General features: G+C 56.7%; 17 protein-coding genes. 3 read left to right on the top strand and 14 right to left on the bottom strand.

Translation table 11 applies throughout. From position 1 onward, the window contains the following. Positions 1-12: 12 nt before the first annotated feature. From infB to U8U68_RS05425, 11 genes are all read right to left on the bottom strand, one after another. On the bottom strand, positions 13-2529 hold the full coding sequence (gene infB / locus U8U68_RS05475; RefSeq protein ID WP_322199818.1) for a translation initiation factor IF-2: 2517 nt from the start codon (positions 2527-2529) through the stop codon (positions 13-15). Further along, complete coding sequence (locus U8U68_RS05470) at positions 2526-2855, bottom strand: L7Ae/L30e/S12e/Gadd45 family ribosomal protein (RefSeq protein ID WP_322199817.1); 330 nt, start codon at positions 2853-2855, stop codon at positions 2526-2528. Before U8U68_RS05470 ends, infB begins: the two co-directional genes overlap by 4 nt. After that, complete coding sequence (gene rnpM / locus U8U68_RS05465; protein WP_322199859.1) at positions 2852-3166, bottom strand: RNase P modulator RnpM; 315 nt, start codon at positions 3164-3166, stop codon at positions 2852-2854. Before rnpM ends, U8U68_RS05470 begins: the two co-directional genes overlap by 4 nt. Positions 3167-3659: 493 nt before the next feature. Beyond that, on the bottom strand, positions 3660-4772 hold the full coding sequence (nusA, locus tag U8U68_RS05460) for a transcription termination factor NusA (RefSeq protein WP_322199816.1): 1113 nt from the start codon (positions 4770-4772) through the stop codon (positions 3660-3662). Between the two features lie 121 nt (positions 4773-4893). Beyond that, positions 4894-5469, bottom strand: coding sequence for a hypothetical protein (locus tag U8U68_RS05455; RefSeq protein ID WP_322199815.1), 576 nt, complete (start codon positions 5467-5469; stop codon positions 4894-4896). 36 nt (positions 5470-5505) lie between these two features. Next, positions 5506-5991, bottom strand: a complete 486-nt coding sequence (rimP, locus tag U8U68_RS05450; RefSeq protein ID WP_322199814.1) for a ribosome maturation factor RimP — start codon at positions 5989-5991, stop codon at positions 5506-5508. Positions 5992-6188: 197 nt separating this feature from the next. Further along, on the bottom strand, positions 6189-6728 hold the full coding sequence (locus U8U68_RS05445) for a stage V sporulation T C-terminal domain-containing protein (RefSeq protein ID WP_322199813.1): 540 nt from the start codon (positions 6726-6728) through the stop codon (positions 6189-6191). 342 nt (positions 6729-7070) lie between these two features. After that, the gene (locus tag U8U68_RS05440) at positions 7071-8333 is read right to left on the bottom strand and encodes an ROK family transcriptional regulator (RefSeq protein ID WP_322199812.1); all 1263 of its coding nucleotides are present in this window, start codon (positions 8331-8333) and stop codon (positions 7071-7073) included. A 447-nt stretch (positions 8334-8780) separates the two neighbouring features. Next, entirely contained in the window at positions 8781-10526 is a 1746-nt protein-coding gene (locus tag U8U68_RS05435; RefSeq protein WP_322199811.1) for an extracellular solute-binding protein, read from the bottom strand. 195 nt (positions 10527-10721) lie between these two features. Then, positions 10722-11657: a carbohydrate ABC transporter permease gene (locus tag U8U68_RS05430; RefSeq protein ID WP_322199810.1), complete on the bottom strand. Its 936-nt coding sequence runs from the start codon at positions 11655-11657 to the stop codon at positions 10722-10724. Positions 11658-11681: 24 nt separating this feature from the next. Beyond that, positions 11682-12632, bottom strand: coding sequence for an ABC transporter permease (locus U8U68_RS05425; protein WP_322199809.1), 951 nt, complete (start codon positions 12630-12632; stop codon positions 11682-11684). A gap of 744 nt (positions 12633-13376) precedes the next feature. Between U8U68_RS05425 and U8U68_RS05420 the strand changes: the two genes are divergently transcribed. Together U8U68_RS05420 and U8U68_RS05415 are read left to right on the top strand one after the other, a co-directional pair. Continuing rightward, a complete protein-coding gene (locus tag U8U68_RS05420) occupies positions 13377-14756 on the top strand; it encodes a glycoside hydrolase family 32 protein (protein ID WP_322199808.1) in 1380 nt (459 codons plus the stop codon). A gap of 12 nt (positions 14757-14768) precedes the next feature. Further along, positions 14769-15764, top strand: coding sequence for a carbohydrate kinase family protein (locus tag U8U68_RS05415; protein WP_322199807.1), 996 nt, complete (start codon positions 14769-14771; stop codon positions 15762-15764). A gap of 415 nt (positions 15765-16179) precedes the next feature. On the opposite strand, the gene U8U68_RS05410 is transcribed toward U8U68_RS05415, so the two are convergent. Further along, entirely contained in the window at positions 16180-17445 is a 1266-nt protein-coding gene (locus tag U8U68_RS05410) for a hypothetical protein (RefSeq protein ID WP_322199806.1), read from the bottom strand. Between the two features lie 401 nt (positions 17446-17846). On the opposite strand from U8U68_RS05410, the gene U8U68_RS05405 reads away from it, so the two are divergent. After that, a complete protein-coding gene (locus tag U8U68_RS05405) occupies positions 17847-19976 on the top strand; it encodes a glycoside hydrolase family 3 C-terminal domain-containing protein (protein ID WP_322199805.1) in 2130 nt (709 codons plus the stop codon). Positions 19977-20330: 354 nt separating this feature from the next. Here the strand turns inward: U8U68_RS05405 and proC are convergent, their stop codons facing one another. Together proC and U8U68_RS05395 are read right to left on the bottom strand one after the other, a co-directional pair. Beyond that, the gene (gene proC / locus U8U68_RS05400) at positions 20331-21122 is read right to left on the bottom strand and encodes a pyrroline-5-carboxylate reductase (protein ID WP_322199804.1); all 792 of its coding nucleotides are present in this window, start codon (positions 21120-21122) and stop codon (positions 20331-20333) included. Positions 21123-21136: 14 nt separating this feature from the next. Continuing rightward, entirely contained in the window at positions 21137-22387 is a 1251-nt protein-coding gene (locus U8U68_RS05395) for a glutamate-5-semialdehyde dehydrogenase (protein WP_322199803.1), read from the bottom strand. Positions 22388-22427 lie beyond the last annotated feature (40 nt).

The following is a 22427-nucleotide window of genomic DNA, read 5'->3' as shown; positions in this document are numbered from 1 at the left end:
ACCAGCTCTCCCTTAGTCCCTATACTCTTCCATCTCATAGGCCTCCAAAACGTCCCCTTGCTTGATGTCCGAGAAACGCTCCAGGGTAATGCCGCAGTCATAGCCGTCGGCCACCTCTTTTACGTCATCCTTAAACCGCCGCAGAGAGGCGATCTTGTCGTCCGCCACAATGATGCCGTCCCGCACCACCCGCACCTGGGCGTTTCGGGTAATCTTTCCGTTAACCACGTGGCCGCCGATGACCATGCCCACATTGCTGATCTTGTAGGTCTCCCGGCACTCGGCACGGCCCAGGGCCACCTCCCGGTACTTGGGCGCCAGCATACCCTTCATGGCGTTCTCAATCTCCTCAATGCAGTCGTAGATAATCCGGTACAGCCGCATATCCACCCCGTCCCGCTTGGCGTTTTCTTCGGCCACCGGGTCGGGCCGCACATTGAAGCCCACGATAATGGCATTGGACGCGTTGGCCAGCATCACGTCGCTTTCGCTCACCGCGCCTACCGCCCCATGGATGATGTGCACCCGCACCTCGTCGTTGGAGAGCTTTTCCAAGGACTGCCGCACTGCCTCTACCGAGCCCTGCACGTCCGCCTTGACGATGATCTTCAGCTCCTTCATCTCGCCCTCTTTCATCTGCTCAAAGAGGTTGTCTAGGGTCACCTTGGTCTGGGCGCGGAACACCTCTTCCTTTTGCTCGGCCAGCCGCTGCTCTACCAGTTCCCGGGCCAGGCGCTCGTCTGTCACCGCGTCAAAGGTGTCGCCGCCCACGGGCACATCGCCCAGGCCCGTGATCTCCACCGGTACCGAGGGGCCGGCCTCGGTAATGCCCTTGCGGCCCTTGTCGTCCATCATGGACCGTACCCGGCCCACAGTGGCCCCGGCCACAATAATATCCCCGGCATGCAGGGTGCCGTTTTGCACCAGTACTGTGGCAATGGGGCCCATGCCCTTATCCAGTCTGGCCTCAATCACCGTGCCCTTGGCCGCCCGGTCGGGGTTGGCTTTCAGCTCCATCATGTCCGCGGTGAGGATGATCATTTCCAGCAGGTCGTTAATGCCCTCTTTGGTATGGGCAGACACAGGAATGCAGGGGGTGTCGCCGCCCCACTCCTCGGGCACCAGCTCATACTCCGTAAGCTGCTCTTTCACCCGGTCGGGGTTGGCCCCCACCTTATCCATCTTGTTAATGGCCACAATAATACTGACCCCCGCCGCTTTGGCGTGGTTGATGGCCTCCACGGTCTGAGGCATAATGCCGTCGTCCGCAGCCACCACCAGCACGGCAATATCCGTCACCTGGGCGCCCCGGGCCCGCATGGTGGTAAAAGCCGCATGGCCGGGTGTGTCCAGGAAGGTCACGTCCCGGTCCCCCACCTTCACCCGGTATGCGCCAATGTGCTGGGTAATGCCGCCGGCCTCACCTTCGGTAACATTGGAGTGGCGGATGACGTCCAGAATGGAAGTCTTGCCGTGGTCCACGTGGCCCATAACCACCACTACGGGCGCCCTGGGTACCAGATTGGTCTCGTCGTCCTGGCTGTCGTCAATAATGCGCTCCTCAATGGTGACCACCACTTCCTTCTCCACCCGGGCGTGGAACTCGTCTGCCACCAGCACAGCGGTGTCGAAGTCAATGGTATCGTTAATGGCCGCGAACACCCCCAGGCCCATAAGCTTTTTAATAACCTCAGGGGCGGAGACCTTCAGCCGCAGGGCGAACTCGCCCACAGTGATCTCCTCAGGCACTTCAATGGTAATGTGCTTAGCCTTGCGCTCCAGGGCAATACGGCGCAGGCGCTCGGCCTCGGTCTCCCGTTTACCCCGGCGCTGCTGGCCCCGGCGCTGCTGGTTCCGGTTGGTAAACTTCTGCTTGGTCACCACATTGTCGCCCCGGGCGCCCACCTTCTGGTCTGCCAGACGGTCGTATTTTTCGCTGTATTTGTCAATATTCACATTGCTGGAGCGGGTGTCCACCACCCGGCGGGTGGGGGCCTTGGGCTCTTGTATCACCTGGGTCTGGACTGTCTCGGGCGCCTTGGCCTTTGGCTCTGCCTCCTGGGCCTTGGGCTGGGGCTGGCCCTGGCGTTTATTATTGTTGTTATTCGGCCGGTTATTACTCTCTGCGTTCCGGCTGTTCTGGGGTTTCTTCCCATTTTTGCCCTCTGGGGAACGGTTTCTGTTCTCCTGGGCCTTGCTTTCGGCGCTCTTTTGCTCTTGGGGCTTCCCCTGCCGGTTCTCCCCGGCTTTGGGGGTCTGCTTTTCTTCCACAGGCTTTTGCTCCTGGGGCTTTTCTTCCCGCTGTGGGGCGGGTTCAGCTTTTTGATCCCGCTGGGCAAAATAGGCGTCCAGGCTTTCCATGCTGTTCTGCTGGGTAAAGGTCTCCAGCACCACGTCCAGCTCGTTTTCCTCCAGGGCCGTCATGTATTTCTTTGGCTCTGGAAAATATTTCGCCAGGGTGTCGATCACCTCCTTATTGGAGATGTTCAGGTCCTTAGCCACTTCCCGTACCCGGTATTTTATCATCATAAGCTATTGTCCTCCTTCTCGATCTCTGTCTTTTCCAGCTCTGCCAGCACGGCCCTGGCGAAACCTTGGTCTGTTACAGCCAGCACCCCGGCCCGCACGCCGCACGCCCTACCTAGAGCGTCTATGCCGGTTTTCAGCCGCGCCGCCGGTATGCCGGCCCTTTCGGCCTCGAACCGTAAATTTTTATAGGTCTTTTCCGATATATCCTCAGCGGCCAGCAGCAGGGCCGCCTTTCCGGTTTTGGCCGCGGCTACGCTGGCGTCAAAGCCAGGCTCCACCCTGCCGGCCCGGCGGGCCATGCTCAAAAGGTTCAGCACCCGGTTCATCCTGTACCGCCCCCTTCTGCCTGGGCCAGCTCTTCTTCTAGCCGCTGGTAGACCTCCTCCGGTATTTTGCAGGAGAACGCCCGCTCCAGCCGCCGGGCCTTTCGGGCCAGCCTCAGGCACTCTGGGTTCCTGCATACATAAGCCCCCCGGCCCGGCATTCTGCCCGTTCGATCCAGACTGATCTCCGGCGGCAAGGGTTCTCCGCCCTCGCTGGTCTTTTCCGGGGCTTTTACCACCCGCACCAGCTCTTTCTTGGGCTTCATCTCCCCGCAGCCGGTGCACATCCTCATGGGTATCTTCTTTGGGCGCATGGCTCCTCCTTTCTGGCTAAGGTTATGGGGCACTGGCTTCATCCGCCACTTCGGGTCCTTGTGGGGGCCGGCGTTCCACACCCTGATATAGGAAACTCTTGGAAAAAGCCCCCTATTAGGGCTTGTTTGAAAATAGAGGAAATGACGAATTTTGGGCCAGAAGGGGACAATTTCAAGGAGAAGAACCGCTGTAGTTAGCTGCGCTAACTACGGCAATCTCGCGATTGACGAGGATTTTCGACGTAGAAAGTGGCCTCTTCTGGCAAAAAAGACGACGTTTTCGATTTTTCAAACAAGCCCTAAGCATCTTTAAAAATATTTTCCGGCTTTACGCTGATTCCAGCCGGTCAGGTCCTGCCACAAAGCGGAAAGGCCGGCGGAACCAAGAAACTTTAGACGCCAGGAACGCCGGGCAGGCAAGAGAAACTTGCCCGCAAAAAACGCGCGGCGCACAAGCCAGCCCAAACCGCCCGGGCCCGTATTGCCAAACCCTCTATTCCTCTTCGCCAGCCGCTTTTGTCACTGGTTCCTCGCCGTAAAAACCGCTCTCCGGTTTAATGTCGATTTTCCATCCTGTCAGCTTTGCCGCCAGCCGGGCGTTTTGGCCCTTATTGCCAATAGCCAAAGACAGCTGGCTGTCCGGCACAGTCACCCGGCAGGCCCTGGCGCCGTCCTCCGCAACCTCCACCGAAAGCACTGTGGCCGGGGAAAGCGCCGCGGCTATAAACTTCTGGGGGTCCTCATTGTACTCTACAATATCAATCTTCTCCCCGCCCAGTTCTTCCACAATCTCATTGACCCGGCCGCCCCGGGCGCCAATGCACGCGCCTACCGCGTCCACCTCTGGGTTATGGCTTAGCACTGCCAGCTTGGTGCGGGAGCCCGCCTCTCGGGACACAGCCTTAATCTCTACCGTACCGTCATAAATTTCCGGTACTTCGGTCTCAAACATGCGTTTTACCAGGTCTGGGTGGGTTCTAGAGATAATCGCCTTCGGCCCCTTCTCTGTCTCCCTTACATCGACTACATAGACCTTTATGTAGTCGCCCTCCTTTATATTTTCCTCACCAATCTGCTCGTTTTTAGGCAGCACTGCCTCTGCTTTTCCAATGCGCAGGGAAAGCGCCCCTGTACGGGGATCAATACGCTCCACCAGTCCGCTGACCAGCTCTTGGTGCTTGCTCTGGAACTCCTGCATCATCTGGCCCCGCTCGCTGTCTCGAATGCCCTGACGGATAATATTTCGGGCGGTTTGGGCCGCCACCCGGCCAAACTGCTTGGTATCCAGCTTAATACCCACCATGTCGCCCATCAGGGCCCTGGGGTTAATTTCCCGGGCCAGGTCCACCAAAATTTCCCGAGCCGGGTTTTCCACCTGTTCCACCACCTGCTTTTGCAGAAAGACATCGAATTTCCCAGTCTCTGGGTTGACCTCGATCTCCACTTCTTCGTTGCCATAGTTATTCTTGCAGGCAGTACCAATCGCCTTTTTGATTTTATCCAGCATAAATTCTACCGGAATGCCCTTCTCCTTCTCCAAAAGGGCCAGCGCCAAAAACAGCTCTTCGTTGCCCTGCTTCTCTGGTTCTTTCTTCTTCCGCGCCATTTTTCCAAATCACTCCTTCTTGGTCTACAAGACGCCCCGCGTCTGCCGGCCCGGGGCAGCGGCCACTGGCGGCCCCCGCCCTGGGTTTTTTAGAAACTTTTCCTCCGAATTATTCTGATCTTCATTTCAGTTTCTCCCTGCCGCGAAGCCGTTGGCTTTGCGGCATCAGAGACATTTTAGCGGCCAGCCGGTCCCTTACGGCCTTGTCCTTTAGGCATGGAACAAAATCCAGAAAATACTCAAAATTATACGGCTCGCCCTTGTCAAAAATACGCCTGTCATACTCCGGCAATTTCTCATCCCAGTACCGCAGGATATGCTCCACCGGATATTGAAGGATATCCCGATACAGCTCCTCTGGCACTAAGACCTCGCCCCAGTTACCAATTTCAGGCCGGTATGGGTCTAAAAGGAGCCGCATGGTATTCCTTATAATAGGATGGCCCGCGTCGGGGCGTTCGTCCATTCCCATCAGGTAGCGAAGCGCCACCTCTGTGCTCTTCAGGCGCACGCCTTGATAGTCATACTCATAATACAGCCCGCCAAAGCCCCCGCTTTCCCGCTGGTATTGGGCTAAAACCTCCAGAAAAGCCTGGGGGCCGCTATCTTCAAACTGGTACCGAAACCACGCCCGCCCAATCTCCTCCGAGTAGGTCAATATATAGTTCCTGGCCCGGGCAAACCCGTCATAGGACAATTATTCCATGCCGCTTCCCCCTTATCCTTATAGAGCTTAGATCTCCACCTCGTCTATGGCGCATATCCATGCCAGCTCTTTCTTTTCCAGGGTAACGCTCTCCTCCTGGCTTAGCTGTATCTCCAGCCGGCCGTCTCCCGCGCCCAGAAGCAGGCCCTCCAGCTCCCGCCGGCCGTCCTCCAAAGGGCGTATCAGCCGGGCGCGCACTGGCTCGCCTGTATACGCTTCCAGGTGTTCGGGCCGGGTCAGCTTCCGGTTTAACCCCGGGGAGGCCACCTCCAGGGTGTATTCCTGGGGCACAGGGTCTTTTTGATCCAGCAGCGGGTTTAGGGCATGGGTCATATCCACACAGTCGTCAATGCCCACGCCGCCCTCCTTGTCAATGCACACCCGCAGCACCCACTCCGCGCCTTCCTTAACATACTGCACGTCCCAAATGCTCAGGCCCAGTTCCTGGGCCAGGGGGCGAGCCATTTCCAGCACCAGGGCGGCCACGCCGCCCTGCTTTTTTACCTCGCTCATATCCTCCGCCTTTCTTTGGGGGCCGGCCGTTCCTTCCGGATCTCCCGCAACAAACGGAAAGAGCGGGTCGCCCCACTCTTTCATCATCCTAACTATTACTTTACAATAATTATAGCACCTGTTTTCTGGAAAAGCAAGAGGTTTTCCCATTTATCCCCGGCACTTTTCCGTTTTTTCTTTTAAAATCATCGAGATTCCTATCCCTCCAGCTGGCGGGATAGGAACATAGCGGCAGCCTTTACATTTTCCGCCGCCTCGCTGCTCAGCTTGGGAGACGTCTTTTCTCCCTTAATCAGCATCACGGCCCCCATAGCGTCTCCCAAGGATACGACCGGGAATACCGCCACCGCTGCCGCGGGAACATTTTGAGCCGCCAGCACTGTGTTTTCCGAATTAGTTACAAAGCTGCGCCGGCCCTGGACCAGCTCTTCCAGCTGGGGCGAAAGGGGCTTGTGCAGCAGGTCCTTTTTTACAGGGCCGGCCAGGGCAATGATCTGCTCGGTATCGCACACCGCGGCAGCTAAGCCCGTTAGATTTACCAGGGCCTCGGCATAGGCCTGGGCCAGCTGGGACATCTCCCCCACAGGAGAATATTTTTTCAAGATGACCCCACCGGAGACGTCGGTAAAAATCTCCATGGGCATCCCCTCCCGGATCTTCAGGGTGCGGCGAATCTCTTTGGGAATGACCACCCGGCCCAGGTCGTCGATTCTGCGAACTATACCAGTAGCTTTCATATTTTGCATTCCTTTCCAGCAAATATTTAATAGAAACGTGACTGTTTTTGGCTTCCCTGGGCTTACGGCAATTTGTGCGGTCATCCCCAAATCTATCCCCATTCCAGATAAATCCTTTTGAGATGATCTCTTCCCAGTTCGCCGGTAAAGGTAGTATTTGCACGCTTTTTCCTTTTATCCTGTTTATTGTAGATTCAATTTTCCACCAGTCCGCCGCTTTATTTCCTCATATTTTGCGCAAAAAAGCCGCCCGTTTTCTCGCCGGACGGCTTTTCTCTCACGAGTTATTTAAGGATGTCCTTTAAAAAGGCAACGATGGTTTTTTTCAAACAGGGACCGCCGCTACGCCATGCCGTTTCCTAACAAAATCATAGGGTCCTCCAGACAGTAGTTAATGGCCACCGCCCCGGCTCCAAACAGCACAGGGTCGACCAGCAGCCACTCGTCCTCCAGCTCAACGGCTACGCTTTCCGCTGTGGCAGGCAGCACCCGCTCCCGCACCACCTCTCTCACCCGGTCCAGGATCTGCCGGCCGCCCTTGGCCATCTCATTGCTAACAACCACCACGTCCGGGGCATAAATATTGATCAAGTTCACCACCCCATAGCCAATATACCTGCCCACCCGGTCCACGGCCTCCATAGCCAAAGGGTCTCCCGCTGCCGCCGCTGTGAATACATCCTGTACTGTAACGCCGCTCAGCCTGGCCAAAACAGAGCCGGCCCCTTCTGGCCGGGCCAGTCTTTGGTTCACATCGTCTAAAAAAGCAAAAGTAGAGCAATACAGCTCCAGGCAGCCCCTGTTTCCACAGGCGCACAAGGGGCCGTCTACATCCACGCTGACATGCCCCATTTCGGTGGAAAACCCCATGGCGTTCTCGTGCACCTCGCCGTTCTCAATAAATCCCGCGCCAACGCCGTCTCCCACCAGAAAGTGTACCAGGCTGGAACGGAAATTATCCACCTTTGACCCAAACCACCAGTTGGCCAGGGCCCCGGCAATGGCATCGTGGCAGAACACCACCTTTACCGGCAGGTCCTCGCCAAACTCCTCCCGCAGGCGCACGTTCGTCCAGTCTGACGTGGCCATAGAGGTGGTCAGGGCGATCTCCGCTGTTTTTACGTTAAAGGGCCCGGGCACCGCCACGCCAATGGCGGCAATATCCTCATACCGGGCCAAAAAGTCCCGAAGGATTTCCTTTATCCGGATAATCACACTGCGCAGGGTGGTGGTGGCCGAAAACTGCCCGGAAACATTTTCATACATCTTTCCAGAAAGGTCAAACAGGCCCACAGCAAAGGATCGCCGGGAAAGCCGCACCCCCAGCACCCGTTTGCACATGGTGTTCAGGGCCACGCCCACAGAACGCCGGCCCTTTGCCCCCGCGATAAAGCCTGTCTCAAACACAATCCCCTCGCTCTTCAGCTGGGCGATAATCTTTGAGATACTGGCCTGGGTCAGGCCCACCGCCTGGGCAATCTGAGCCCGGCTGCATACGCCGCTGCGCCGCAGATATTTAATGATAGACGATTTATTTTCAATGGCCACATCCCCGTGGTTTTTGCCCACCACGTTTCCGGCCCGCTCCGCCTGCTGGTTGTTCACTTATGATCTTCCTTCTTTGTGATTTTACTAAAGTTAACGAGAACCGCCCCACATTCGCTTTTAACAAAGACATTCTCTGCCGGTCGGGATACCGCGTTTCAAAGAGGATTCACACCAGCCAAAACGCAGGGTAATCTGGTGCAAGGAAGCCTGACAGCTATGTCCTTCTCCCTAAACCTTTATCCCCAAGGCCCAAGGACTCTAGCCTGTAAGGACGTAAAAGCCATCGGCTCCCGGACCCGAAGCTCTGCTCAGCTCTCATTCATTTAGAGACTCCCGCCTATATAATAATATAATATATTATAGAAGCGTCTCTTGATTGATTCTAACATCTTTTTATGAAAAAAGCAACCCCCCTTCTGCCAGAGAAAGTCTCTTACAGAAAGAGGGCCGCAGGCCGCAGCGTTACTTACTGGCTGCGGTTATTATTTTTTGTAAGGAGCTTTCTTATTCAGCCGCCTTGTTCACGCGGTCATAAGCACCCTGGAAGATCTCTACCAGCTCGTTAACGCCGGCGTCCTCCAGGTCCTTCTTATACTGCTCCCAACCGGCGTCGTCCGTGCCGTTCTGCACCGCATTAGCAATGTAGCGGTCCACGATGTCAGAGATAACTGGCTGAATCTGGCCCAGGCGCTGGTTCTCTTCCAGGGTCATCAGCATCTTGGGCACGTTGGTGCCCCGGGCCAGCTGCTCCTCCTTGCCGTTGACATGCTGGAACTCCAGCAGGGTCTTGGCGTCATAGGTGTACTGGCAGTACTTGTCGTAGTACTCGTCCAGAACGATCATGGAGCCGCGGGCGGGAGTGGTGTTCACACGCATATCGCCGAAGGACTCGTAGGGCTCTACGGGAATGATGTCTCCCCGCTCGTCCAAGTTGAAGCACAGCATGCCGTTCTCATCCTCATAATAGTTGTAGCCTACTGCGCCCCAGTTGCTCTGGATGGACAGCTTGGGGTCGGAGATCAGGTACTCTACAAAGCAGGCGATGACCTCGGGATACTTACAGGCGTCGGTGATGGTGGTGCAGGAGGTGTCCTGCATTTCGGAGTAGTTCAGCGGGAAGCCGGAGAGGCCGCCGTCAGCGCCCTTCAGCTGCGGGATGGGGGCGTACTCGTGGCGCACGTCGTTGCTGGTAATCTGCATGTCAGTCCACACGCCCACCACGCCGGCAATGGCCACGGGCTGGATGAGCTCGCTGTTGGTATAGTTGGTGGTCGCGCTCTGCTCAAAGCAGTTGACGTTCAACAGGCCGTCGGCATACAGGCCATGGAAGAAGTCGGCGGTCTTACGGATGGACTCATTGCTGCCGGTAAAGGTGATCTTGCCGTCCAGCAGGGCCAGGTGGTCGGCGTAGGGGTTGCCGTAGCAGTAGCTGTCGGCCTGGCCGAAGCAGCCGGTAAAGCGGTAGAACATATTATAGCTGCCAAAGGTGTCTATCTCCTCGGGGCCAAACATGGTCATCAGGGGCACTTCGTCCGCCTGACCGTTGCCGTTCAGGTCGCCGGCGTCCTTAAAGGCATGAAGCACATCCGAGAGCTCCTCCATGGTAGAGGGCATTTCCTTGTTAACCTTTTTCAGCCACTCCTCGTTGATCAGCAACGGGCCAGAGGTCATAACCAGGCCTTTCATCTGCTCGATATAGGGGAAGCCGTACATATGGCCGTCGGGGGTGCGGATCTCCTTCTGGTACTGGGGGTTATCCTCCAAAATCTGTACCAGGGTGGGGCAGTACTGCTCAATCAGGTCCTCGGTGGGGGTAAAGATATTCTGGTCCGAGTACTGCACGGCATACTGGCCGCTTTGGCCGCCGATGAGGTTCCAGAAGATGTCCGGCAGGTTGTCGCCGGCGGTAAGCATCAGGGAGAGCTTCTCTTCCACAGAGTCGGCAGAGACCACCTGCCAGTCGAATTCAATGCCGGTATCCTCTTTCCAGCGCTGCACCATCAGCAGGTCCTTCACCTCCACGGTACGGGCGGCGTCATTAATAATGAAAGCCTTCAGCTTGCCGCCGTTAGCCTCCTCAAAGGCCGCAGGGTCCTTAATAATCGGTAGATTTCCGGTCAGGTCCAGGTAGTCGGCCTCGGTATTAACGCCCACGTTGCCGCCTTCCCCGCCGTTGCCGCCATTGCCGCCGCAGGCAGTCAAGCTAAGGACCATCAGCAGGGCCAGCACAAGTGCCAGTGTTTTTTTCATGGATTTTACCTCCAAAATATTGTATGTTGCCCGGCGGAAAAGCCCAAGGCCCCCTGCCGGGGTAGAACCAAACAGAAAGTGGAACGCTTGCCAAAGCAGGAGCCTTTTGGGCCTTCGGGCAGGCGTTTTCCGCGCTTTGCGGCCCATGATTGAGCCCGCCCGCAGGAAGCGCCCCCCAAAAAACGCTGGCGCTGCTTAGCCTTTTACGGCGCCTACCATAACGCCTTTGGCAAAGTACTTCTGGACAAAGGGGTACATAATGACCAGCGGGAACGCCGCCAGGGTGACGATCACGTACTTCAGCTGGTCCACCAACTTTTGCTTTTCTACCAGCTCCGAAGCGGACATGCCCTGTGTTAGCGAGTTGGAAAGCACCAGGTCCCGCAGAATGACCTGCAAAGGCATCTTATTCTGGTCCTGTAGGAACATAATGGCGTTAAAGTACACATTCCACATAGCTGTGGCATAGAAGAGCACCATAACCGCGATAATGGTTGAGGACAGCGGCAGCGCGATTTTGAAGAAGAACCCAAAGTCCGAGCAGCCGTCCAGCTGGGCCGCCTCTAAAAGGTCAATAGGCAGGTTCCCCTCAAAGAAGGAGCGGGCTACAATCAGGTTGTATACCGAAACCGCGCTGGGAAGAATCAGGGCCCACATGGTGTTGTAAAGCCCTAGGTTGCGCACCACCAAGTACAGGGGAATCATGCCGCCGTTAAAGAACATGGTAAAGGTGAACAGGAACATAATAGGCCGCCGGCCCACCATATCCATGCGGGAAAGGGCGTATGCGCCAGGAATGGTGCAACACAGAGACACTATAACGGACACCGCCGTATACAGCAGGGTGTTGCCATAGCCGCTCCAAATGCGGGGGTATTCCAGGGCCTCTTTATAGCCGTTGACAAAGGGCTTGGTGGGAATAATCAAAAACTGGCCGCTGTTCACCACCGCCGGGTCTGTAAAGGAAGCCACCACTGTGTACCACAGGGGATAAACTATCACAATACTGATAAGGATCATCAAAATGGAGTTGAATACGTTAAACACATGGTCGCCGGCCGATTCTTTAGCGCCCACAATGCCAGAGGTTTTTTCAAAGGAGGAGAGCTCCTTCTCTTTATTTTTCGCCATACCCAAAAGGCCTCCTTTCTAAAATTAGAATATGCTGACGCCGGCCGCTTTTTTGGAAACGGTGTTGGCGCACACCAGAATGACGAAGTTCACGATTGAGTTAAACAGGCCCACCGCCGTGGCAAAACTGTACTGGGCGTTTTGCAGTCCCACCTTATACACATAGGTGGAGATAATCTCAGATACGTCTGTGTTCACGTTCGTCTGCATCAAGTAGGCTTTCTCATAGCCCAGGCTCATCACGTTGCCCACAGCCAAAATCAGCATCAGTATCACAGTGGGCATGATCAGCGGAATGTCAATGTAGATAATCCGCTGCAGCTTGGTGGCTCCGTCAATCACCGCCGCCTCATAAAAGTCGGCGCTAATTCCCGTTAGGGCCGCTATGTACACAATGGCGTTAAACCCCATCTGCTGCCACACAGTAGAGCCAATGTACATGGTGCGGAAGTACTCGGGAGCCGAGTTAAAGCTCTGTATGCTGCCCCCCGCGGCCACAATAGCGTTGTTTATAATGCCGGTGGCGGAGAAGATCATATTCATAATGCACACGATAATTACGTTAGAAAGGAAGTACGGCGCGTAAGAGATGGTCTGCACCACCTTGCGGGCCTTATTGCTGCGCAGCTGGTTAAGCAGCAGCGCGAAAATGATGGGGATGGGGAAAGAAACAATCAGCTGCTCCAGGCTAAGAACAATGGTGTTCCAAATCGCCGTGGTGGCAATACTGGTGCTGAAGAACTGCTGGAAGTACTTCCAGATGGGGTTTGCCCAGGGGCTGCCCAGAATCCCGCCGCCCCGCATCTTAAAGTCCTTAAAGGCGATGATCACGCCATACATGGGATAGTAGGCAAACAGAATCAGCCAGATAAGGGCCGGCAGAAGCAGCACATATAGCTGCCAGGAAGAGAGGATACGGGCCAGCGTACCCTTTTCTCCCATTTTTTCTTTACCTTTCGGCATGGCTTTTGCCATTTGGTTCCAACTCCAATCTTCGTAAATTGATGGTGCCCTGCGGCACGGGCTGCCGCTTGGTTTTCAGGATACCATTTAGCTGCATGTATGCAGCTAAACATAAAGAGGTACCTCTTTTCGCCTTTTCCTCTGCCGGGTCCACGCCCGGCCTCTTTTTCATAATGATCACCCCATCCTTCCCTTTGGGGCCGTCTCTCCTTTTTGCTACAATACTTTACACCACAGCATCCTGTATTACTATGTAGAAAGGACTCGGCCCACCTGTTTCTTTCTGTCCGGCTCCACAGTGCCCCGCAAACACATGCCTTTTTATGCCGATATGTGTTAATTTACCTCAGCTGTTGCCCAGATAGACAGAAAGTTTATTGCATAACTTAGTTTATGAAACATATTGTATACCACCCTAGAAGATCTGTCAATATATTTTTGCATATTTTGTGGCAGTTCACAATTTGTTCTTGATTTATTGGTCGTTTTGACTGAATTCCCAAATATGAAATGAATTTTCAGTGATTTTACCATCTTTACATCACCCCCTCTTCGGTGGTATCATGTGCCTAAGTTAAGGTTCAAGCTCCTGGCACTTACTAAACTTTTTGTCCTATTTGTCTTATCCTCCATTTAATGAACGAATCCTTTCCATATTTTTAGGTGGTTCATCTCCATTCTCCATATTCTTTCACCCCTGTCGGGAGCCATCCTTAACTAAATTAAATTATATCCACCATAAAGGAGTCTCCTATCATGAGCACACAAGGCATCCGCGATTTTCGTCCCCAGCTACACTTCACCCCCAAGACCGGATGGATCAATGATCCCAACGGCCTGGTATATGAAAACGGCAAGTACCACCTTTTCGCGCAATACTATCAAGAGCCCCACTGGGGCCCCATGCACTGGTACCACGCTACCAGCACAGACCTGATCCACTGGGAGCACCTGCCCATTGCCCTGGAGCCTGACGAACTGGGGTATATTTTCTCCGGCAGCGCGGTTCTGGATGAGAAGAACACCTCCGGCTTCGGCCAGGATGGCAAAGCCCCCCTAGTGGCCATGTACACCAGCCACGGCAGCCACAGCACCGTGGACGGCCACGGCCAAGAGCAGCAGAGCATTGCCTATAGCTTAGACGGTATACATTTTACCAAATACCAGGGCAATCCCGTGATCCCCAATACGGCCCTGCGGGACTTCCGGGATCCAAAGGTATTTCATAACGCTGTTAAGAATTGCTGGGGCATGGTCTTAGCCGCCGGAGACCATGTGGAGTTCTACGCCTCTCAAGACCTGAAGAGCTGGACCAAAACCGGCCAGTTCGGTCCAGAGGGCAATTACTCCCAGGGCGTGTGGGAGTGCCCGGACCTGTTCCCCCTAACCGTAAATGGCAGGGAATTGTGGGTTCTGCTGGTCAGCATGGGGCCCAATCCCCAAAATCATGGCGCCCGCATTCAGTATTTTACCGGCTCTTTCGACGGGGATCAATTCGTCGCCGACGGCCGCTTTACTCAGCCGGAGTTTGTGGACGCGGGCTTTGACAACTATGCGGGCGTCACCTATTCCGGTACCCCGGAGCGCCTCTTTGTGGGCTGGGCTCTGAATCCCGTATACGCTGGAAATACCCCCACCGGGGAGTACTGCTGCCAAATGACCCTGCCCCGCGCCGCCACCTTAGCCGATACCCCCAAGGGCGGCCCCCGGCTGGCCTTTGCTCCCAAGGACCAGGCCGCTTTTGGCGAAGCCGCCCCCTGGGACGGCAATTTGCCCGGCGAGGTATTCAAGCTTACCGTTACCGGCAGCGGGGCCTCCACCATTACCCTAAGCAATGAACAGGGCCAGGCGCTGCGCTTTGGCGTGGACCATCAGAACCAGGCCTTTGTAGACCGCCGGGAGGCCGGCGCCAAGGACTTTGACCAGTACTTTGGCCAAGACTGGGCCGGGCTGCTGTGTGCCCCCCGGTTCTATGACGGCCAGTGGGAGGTGCAGTTCATTTTTGACCGCTCCATCTGTGAAATGTACCTAGATGGCGGCACCCGGGTCTTTACTGCCGCCGTCTACCCGGATACCCCCTATACCAAACTTTCTACCACCGGCAAGGCTGAAATTCAAATCCACAGTCTCAAATAAGGAGGAACCCATATGCCAGATATTTTGCTGACAGGCGAACTGCTTATCGACTTTTCCCCAGTCAAAGCCCCGGGCTTTGCGGGCGCTGTATATCCAAATCCTGGCGGGGCCCCGGCCAACGTGGCTGTGCAGCTCTCCCGGCTGGGGGTGTCCGCCGGGTTCATCGGCAAGGTGGGCTGTGACAACTTTGGCCAAACCCTGCGCCGCTGTCTGGAGAAAAACAACGTGGACGCCCACAATTTGATTATGGATCCAGACTGCCTGACCACCCTGGCCTTTGTCCATCTAGACGAGAATGGGGACCGCAGCTTTACCTTTTACCGGGATCCCGGCGCGGACACCCAACTGCGTACAGAAGAAATCGACATGGCTTCAGTAGAGGGGGCCAGCATTCTGCACTTCGGCTCCCTGTCCCTGACTACTGAGCCCGGCCGCACCACCACCCTGGAGCTGGTGAAAAAGGCCCGGGAAATGGGCAAGCTGATTTCTTATGACCCCAACTGGCGGCCCGCCCTGTGGAAGTCTGAAGAATCGGGCATCCAGGGGATGAGCCTGGGGCTTCCCCTATGCCACGTGCTGAAAATCTCCGAGGAAGAGCTGGCCCTGCTCACCAGCACCGACAGCATTGCAGAAGGCGCTAAAAAGCTGCACGATATGGGCATAGTGCTTATTATGGTCACCCTGGGGCCCAAGGGCTGCGTCTCTTCCTTCAAAGGACAGCTGCGTCACCACCCCACCTTTGACACCCCTGTGGTAGATACCACAGGCTCTGGCGACAGCTTCTGCGGGTCCTTCCTGTCCCAGCTGTTCCAAAACAGCGTCACGGACCCGGAGAAGCTGGGGGCCCTGGACCCAGAGCAGTTGGGTGAGTTCTGCCGCTTTGCCAATGCGGCGGGGTCTCTGTGTGCCACCCGGCCGGGCGGCATTCCAGCCCTGGCAGACCGAGAGGGCATTTTGGCCTGCATGGAAGAATACCCCCTGCTGGAAACAGGCTTTCAAGTAAACTAAAGAACAAACCCGCGAGGGACTTATAGGGGGAGGTCGCCCGGAACAGCGGTTCCCCCAGACGCCTCCTCTCGCTGTGGGCCCTTACCCAATCCACACAATCATTCTTTTCCGCTGATATAAGGCAAGGCACACTTGCCTGGTCCATTTGTAAAAAATCCCACAAAAATTCCCCCGGAGCGCCGCGGCCCTCCGGGGGATCACTATTATCATAAAAAGGCTTAAGGCAACACCGCACCATTCAAAGCACCGTCTTGCTTGCAGATTTTCCGTGATAGCGCACAGCTTTCGCTGGTCAATGGTGAGATGGACGGCGCTCAATCTGTACCCTCTGACGAAAAATCTGACTGCCCAATACGGTGCTTAGAATTGTGGGGTATTGCCTTAAAGTCTTTTAACTTTTAAACTCCAGCAGGTTCTATAGCCCATTGTAAAATTCCAAGGTGCCCGTAAAGTTCACATACAGCCCCAGCAGGAACAACGCCCCCGCCAAGCCCCACAGGACCCACCGGACCACCGCGGGCCCTTTATTCCCCGCCGCCAGAGCACCGCACAGACACAGGTAGACCGTTGGCAGCAGATCCACAAAATACCGGTTGCCAAAATGGGCCCCACCCATGGTTTTGTGGGCACAAAGCATCAGCCCATGGAAAATGAACAAAAGCGGCACCCCCAGCTTCAGCCAATGTTCCGGCTTCAGCGGCGTCCCGGCCTTCAAGCGAATGTACCCAGCCCAGGCTCCTGCCGCCAGGGCCAGTATCAGTATGGGATTCACCAAAAAGATATTGCTGCCATTGAACATGGGAAACACCCACCGGCCTGTTTCCGGGTCCACTGTGGGCATACGCCAAAGGCTGGGCAAATTATTTGCCAGGTAGCTTAGGCTAAACTGCCCATGCTGGGAATTGACAAACTCAGGCAGAAAGTTATGGCCAAACTCAAAGGGATTTCCAAAGCGCAGTTGGTTCAACACCAGGTACGAGCCCCCCAAAGCCACGGCGGGCAGCAGCCGCCAGTCCTCTTGCCAAAAAAGCCGCTTCCAGTTTGGCTTGCCGCTTCCCTGGGCATAAAGTAGCAGCCAGCAGGCCACCGGCGTATACAGCACCTGAAAGGGCCGGCACCCCACCGCCGCAACCAAAAACAGCGCCGCCAGCCCCTTTGCACCCCGGGCCGCGTGGTAAAAGGAGCCTAGGGTTAAGGTAAAAGCCAGGTTTTGGGCCAAAAACCACACCCAGCCGTCCACTGTCACCTGCAAAAGATTGTTGCCACAGTAAAGGAACACTGGCAGCAGTACACTGGCCGGGGCGCCAAGCCGGAAATGCCTGGCCAGCAGAACCCCATAGGCCGTACCTACTAGAAGAGAAGCAAAGGCCAACAAACCGTCTGGCGCGTTTTCGCCAAAAACCGCCGCCAGGGGCAACAGAAGATAGGAGGGCAGGGGTGGGAAAGACACATAGTACTTGCCCTCATAAATGGCTAGCTCCAGCCAAGGGTAGTCTTGCCCCAAATCCAGGCTTCCCCGCAGCCAAGCGCAGGCCTGAAGCACATAGGAATTGTAGACGTTGTCCGCCAGCAGCCCCTTGCCCGAAAGCGAGATAAACAACATGTGGAACAAGGCCACCAGGCCCATAGCCAGAAGAACCAGGCCGGTCTCCCGATTTATAAACTTCTTTGCTCTATCCATTCTATCAACCCTTCTTTGCCGCCCCGTACGAGTCAGATTATGTTCCGCCTTTTGCGGAACATAGAAAAGAGCCCGGGCTCTTTTCGCGGTTACTTTTTATTTATCTATGATACTCTTTGGGGGTTGGCTTGTCAAGGACGCGGTCTGGAATGGGATTTTCCAAAGAAGTTGCTTTACGCGCAAGCTTTCTGGGGGCGGAACAGGAAAAGTTTGGGGAATCTGGCTTTGCCGAGTCTACGCTACTGGGAGGCCATTCCACTCATTATTTTCTTCTCCAAATAAATACTTGGGTATAAAGGCTCCCATACCCCTTGGATTCATTTCCCCCTTGCGCATTTTTCGAATCTCTGTTATAATTTTTGGAGATTTCCGCCAATCCCATACAAAAAGGAGCTCTTTTTATGGAAAAATATCTTGACAAATCCCTCTCTTTTGAGGAGCGGGCCCAGGACCTCTGCGCCCGCATGACTCTGGATGAAAAGGCCAGCCAGCTCTCTTATACCAGCGCCCCGGTACCCCGGCTGGGCATTCCCGCCTACAACTGGTGGAACGAGGCCCTGCACGGGGTGGCTAGGGGCGGCGTAGCCACCGTGTTTCCCCAGGCCATCGGGCTGGCCGCTATGTTCGACGCCCCCCAGCTGCACCAGGTGGGAGAGGTTATTGCCACCGAGGGCCGCGCCAAGTTCAACGCCTATACCGCAGAGGATGACCGGGACATCTACAAGGGCCTGACCTTCTGGAGCCCGAATGTCAACATCTTCCGGGACCCCCGCTGGGGCCGGGGGCACGAGACCTACGGCGAGGACCCTTATCTTACCGGCCGGCTGGGAGTAGCCTTTGTCACCGGGGTGCAGGGGGATGGCCCCTACCTGAAGGCCGCTGCCTGCGCCAAGCATTTTGCCGTGCATAGCGGCCCCGAAGCCCTGCGCCACGAGTTTGACGCAAAGGTCTCTCCCAAAGATTTGTGGGAAACCTACCTGCCCGCCTTTGAAATGTGCGTCAAGGAGGGCCACGTGGAAGCCGTGATGGGCGCCTATAACCGCACCAACGGCGAACCCACCTGTGCCCATACTGTGCTGATGGAGGAGATTTTGCGGGGCCAGTGGGGCTTTGGCGGCCACTATGTCTCCGACTGCTGGGCCCTTAACGATTTCCACCGCTCCCACAAGGTCACTGCCACCATGGAGGAATCTGCCAAGCTGGCCCTGGAAAAGGGCTGCGACCTAAACTGCGGCGTGGTCTACGCCCATATTCTGGCTGGGGTGGAGCAGGGCCTTATTGACGAAGCCCTGGTGGACCGGGCCGCGGTGCGGGTGCTGGCCACCCGGCTAAAGCTTGGCCTGTTTGACGAAATTCCAGAATTCGACTCCATCCCCTTTGAGAGGAACGATTGTCCCGCCCATCGGGAGATCAACCGGGAGACTGCCCGGAAGTCTATGGTGCTGCTGAAAAACAACGGCGTGCTGCCCCTGGACAAAACAAAGCTGAAAACCATTGCCGTCATCGGCCCCAACGCCGACGACCGCGCTATGCTGCCCGGCAATTACCACGGCACCGCCTCGGAATACATTACGCCCCTGGAGGGCATTCGCCGCATGGTAGATGAAGATGTGCGCATTCTGTACGCCCAGGGCTGTCATAAGTGGAAGGACACAGTAGAAAACCTGGCCCAACGGGACGACCGGGTCAGCGAGGCGGTCATCGCCGCCAAACACAGCGACGTGGCCATTGTGGTGCTGGGCCTGGACGAGACTATGGAAGGCGAAGAAGGGGACGCGGGCAACGCCTACGGCTCCGGCGACCGGGACAGCCTCTCCCTGCCCGGACGGCAGCAGGCCCTGCTAGAGGCAGTAAAAGCCACGGGCACGCCCACTGTGGTGGTTCTATGTGCGGGCAGTGCGGTAGAGCTCTGTTGGGCGGACGAACACGCCGACGCGATTCTGGATGCCTGGTACCCAGGCGGACAGGGGGGCCTGGCTGTGGCCGAAGTGCTGTTTGGTGCGTATAACCCGGCGGGCCGCTTGCCGGTAACCTTCTACCGTTCCACCCAGGAGCTGCCGGAGTTTACGGACTACAGCATGAAGGGCCGCACCTACCGCTATATGGAGCAGGAGGCCCTGTACCCCTTTGGCTTTGGGCTTAGCTACAGCCGCTTTGCCTACTCGGACCTACGGCTTAGCAGCGCCGCTGTTGCCGCCGGAGAGCCAGTCCGCCTGACTGTTACCGTAACAAATACCGGCGCCCTGGACGGCGACGAGGTAACACAGTGCTATATTCGAGATGAAGAGGCCAGCGCTGTCCGGCCCATGTGGAGTCTGTGCGGCTTCCAGCGTTTTTGTCTGAAGGCTGGGGAAAGCCGGGACATTACCATGGAGATTAGCCCTGATAGCATGCGCCTGGTACAGGAGGACGGCAGCCGGGTCATTGAGCCAGGCCGGTTCGTGCTGTTCGTGGGCGGAAGCCAGCCGGACAAACGCAGCGTAAAACTGCTGGGCCAGGCCCCTCTGGAGGCTTCCTTTGAGGTAAAATGATTTCTTAACGCAGTTCAAAAGAGCCATCATGCCTCTTTATAAATCCCTGGTAAAGCCCTTTTGCTTGAAAATGGGCATATTGTGAATTTTCAAGCTGGCCGACTAGGGCTGGTTTGAAAATAGAGAAAATGCCGTCTTTTTGCCCTGGCCGGTGCGGTTTTCCACACACAAATCCGCCCGGACCGGGCAAAAAGACGGTGTTTGCGATTTTTCAAACAAGCCCTACGCCGCCTGGTTCAAAAGAGATATTCTACCGCTTTTGAACTGTGTTAACTATATCCCCTCAAACGCAAAAAGTAAAGCGGTGGTCCACGAGTTCGTAAACTCTTGGGCCACCGCTCTGCTCTTTTTCCACTATTCCTTCCCCCAGGCCGCGATTACCGCATTCATCGCTGCGCCCCGCAGGCCACCCTGCTCCAGTTCTCGCACGCCGCGTATGGTGCTGCCTCCGGGCGAACATACCGCGTCCTTCAGCGCGCCCGGGTTTCCGCCCTTTCTCAGGGCCAGGGCCGCGGCCCCCGCCGTCATTTCAGCCGCCAGGCGCATAGCCAGTTCTCGGGGCAATCCGCAGTAGACCCCGCCATCGGCCACTGCCTCTAAGAATAGGTCCACAAAGGCCGGTCCACAGCCCGCCACCACCCCCGCCGCGTCCATCTGGGCTTCGGGAATCTCCACCAGGCTCCCGGACCCGGCCAGCAGCGCGGCCAGCAGTTCGCTGGTCTCCTGGGTCGCCCCCTGTCCACAGGTGTACAGAGTTATCCCCCGGCCAATGGCCACTGGGGTATTGGGGAGAATCCGAATGATAGGGCACCCGGGAGCCAGCTCCTCCAGCTGAGTTAAAGGCACCCCCGCCGCCATAGAGATCAGCACCGGCGGCTCTTCTCTTTTACAAAGGACAGCCCCCAGCTCCTCCAGTACCTCTGGGATGACGTGAGGCTTTACCCCCAGAAACAGCACCCCGCACCGGCGGGCAGCCTCCTGGTTGGTCACAGCCTCTCCACCCAACTCCTGGGCCAAGGCTTTGGCTTTTTCCGGCCTTCGGTTAGAGATAAGCAGCGCTGCCCCCGGCAGCCGCCTGCGCACTGCCCGGGCCAGGGCTCCGCCCATATTACCCGCGCCAATAAAGCCAATGATTGGATTTGTCATGAAAAGCGCCTCCTTTATTCCCGCACCTGCCCTGCGCCATACACCACGTATTTCCAGGTGGTCAGCTCTTCCAGGCCCATGGGGCCCCGGGCATGGAGCTTTTGGGTGGAAATTCCGATTTCCGCCCCCAGGCCGAACTCTCCCCCATCGGTAAAACGGGTGGAGGCGTTCACATACACCGCCGCCGCGTCTATCCGGTCCAGAAACGCCTGGGCGGTAAAGTAGTTGCTGGTCACAATACACTCCGAATGCCCGCTGCTATGGGTATTGATAAAATCCATGGCCTCTTGGGCGCTATCTACCAATCGCACCGCCAGAATATAGTCGCCATACTCCGCATCCCAGTCCTCTTCCTTTGCGGCTATCCCCCGGTCTTTTAGCAGAGCCAAGGCCCTGGGGCCGCAGCGCAGCTCCACTTGCTCCTGGTCCAACAGAGGAACCGCCCTGGCAAAAAACGCCTCCGCCACGTCCCGGTGCACCAGCACGCATTCCGCGGCGTTGCACACCGAGGGCCGGGAGCACTTGGCGTTATAGAGGATGCGGGCCCCCATGGCCAAATCCGCGTCCTTGTCAATGTACACATGGCACACGCCCTCGCCGGTACGGATCACCGGCACAGTGGCCTCTTTGGCCACAGCCCGAATCAGCCCCGCGCCGCCCCGGGGAATCAGCACGTCCACATACTGGTCCAGATGCATCAGCTCCTGGGCGCTCTCCCGGCCGGTATCCTGCACCAGGGCCACACAGGCGGCGGGCAGGCCGGCCTCTTTTAGGGCCTCCCGCATAATCTCCACAGCCGCCCGGTTGGACCGGATGGCCTCTTTTCCGCCCCGCAGAATACAGGCATTGCCGGACTTCAGGCACAGGGCGGCGGCGTCCACAGTCACATTGGGCCTAGCCTCGTAGATAATGCCCGCCACCCCCAGGGGAACCCGCCTGCGGCCAATGATTAGTCCGTTGGGGCGGGTCTCCATGCGGTCCACTTGGCCAATGGGGTCCGGCAGGGCGACTACCCGCTCTATTCCAGCTACAATATTGTCCACGCGCTGGGGCGTCAGGGCCAGCCGGTCCAAAAGAGCAGGCCGCGTTCCCGCCTCCCGGGCGGCAGCCAGATCCTCCTGGTTGGCGGCCAGCCACTCATTCTGCCGGCGGGAGAGAGCCCGGGCCATGGCGGCCAGGGCCTGGTTTTTCAGTCCGGTACGGGCGGCGGCCAGCTCATAAGCGGCTGCTTTGGCCTGCGCGCCCTGTTGAATCAAACTTTGCATAGTGGGACCTCGCTTTCTCTGTGTTTGAGGAAGGAAAGGG

The organism is Acutalibacter intestini, assembly GCF_034334985.1.
Taxonomy (GTDB): domain Bacteria; phylum Bacillota; class Clostridia; order Oscillospirales; family Acutalibacteraceae; genus Acutalibacter; species Acutalibacter intestini.
The sequence above is the reverse complement of the archived record's forward strand: the minus strand, read 5'-3'. Positions and strand labels throughout refer to the sequence as shown.

Bases quoted from the DNA above. Each gene is read 5' to 3' on its own strand.
- infB (WP_322199818.1), bottom strand. From the start codon at position 2,529: ATGATGATAAAATACCGGGTACGGGAAGTGGCTAAGGACCTGAACATC.
- U8U68_RS05470 (WP_322199817.1), bottom strand. From the start codon at position 2,855: ATGAACCGGGTGCTGAACCTTTTGAGCATGGCCCGCCGGGCCGGCAGG.
- rnpM (WP_322199859.1), bottom strand. From the start codon at position 3,166: ATGCGCCCAAAGAAGATACCCATGAGGATGTGCACCGGCTGCGGGGAG.
- nusA (WP_322199816.1), bottom strand. From the start codon at position 4,772: ATGGCGCGGAAGAAGAAAGAACCAGAGAAGCAGGGCAACGAAGAGCTG.
- rimP (WP_322199814.1), bottom strand. From the start codon at position 5,991: ATGAGCGAGGTAAAAAAGCAGGGCGGCGTGGCCGCCCTGGTGCTGGAA.
- U8U68_RS05445 (WP_322199813.1), bottom strand. From the start codon at position 6,728: ATGAAAGCTACTGGTATAGTTCGCAGAATCGACGACCTGGGCCGGGTG.
- U8U68_RS05435 (WP_322199811.1), bottom strand. From the start codon at position 10,526: ATGAAAAAAACACTGGCACTTGTGCTGGCCCTGCTGATGGTCCTTAGC.
- U8U68_RS05430 (WP_322199810.1), bottom strand. From the start codon at position 11,657: ATGGCGAAAAATAAAGAGAAGGAGCTCTCCTCCTTTGAAAAAACCTCT.
- U8U68_RS05425 (WP_322199809.1), bottom strand. From the start codon at position 12,632: ATGGCAAAAGCCATGCCGAAAGGTAAAGAAAAAATGGGAGAAAAGGGT.
- U8U68_RS05420 (WP_322199808.1), top strand. From the start codon at position 13,377: ATGAGCACACAAGGCATCCGCGATTTTCGTCCCCAGCTACACTTCACC.
- U8U68_RS05415 (WP_322199807.1), top strand. From the start codon at position 14,769: ATGCCAGATATTTTGCTGACAGGCGAACTGCTTATCGACTTTTCCCCA.
- U8U68_RS05410 (WP_322199806.1), bottom strand. From the start codon at position 17,445: ATGGATAGAGCAAAGAAGTTTATAAATCGGGAGACCGGCCTGGTTCTT.
- U8U68_RS05405 (WP_322199805.1), top strand. From the start codon at position 17,847: ATGGAAAAATATCTTGACAAATCCCTCTCTTTTGAGGAGCGGGCCCAG.
- proC (WP_322199804.1), bottom strand. From the start codon at position 21,122: ATGACAAATCCAATCATTGGCTTTATTGGCGCGGGTAATATGGGCGGA.
- U8U68_RS05395 (WP_322199803.1), bottom strand. From the start codon at position 22,387: ATGCAAAGTTTGATTCAACAGGGCGCGCAGGCCAAAGCAGCCGCTTAT.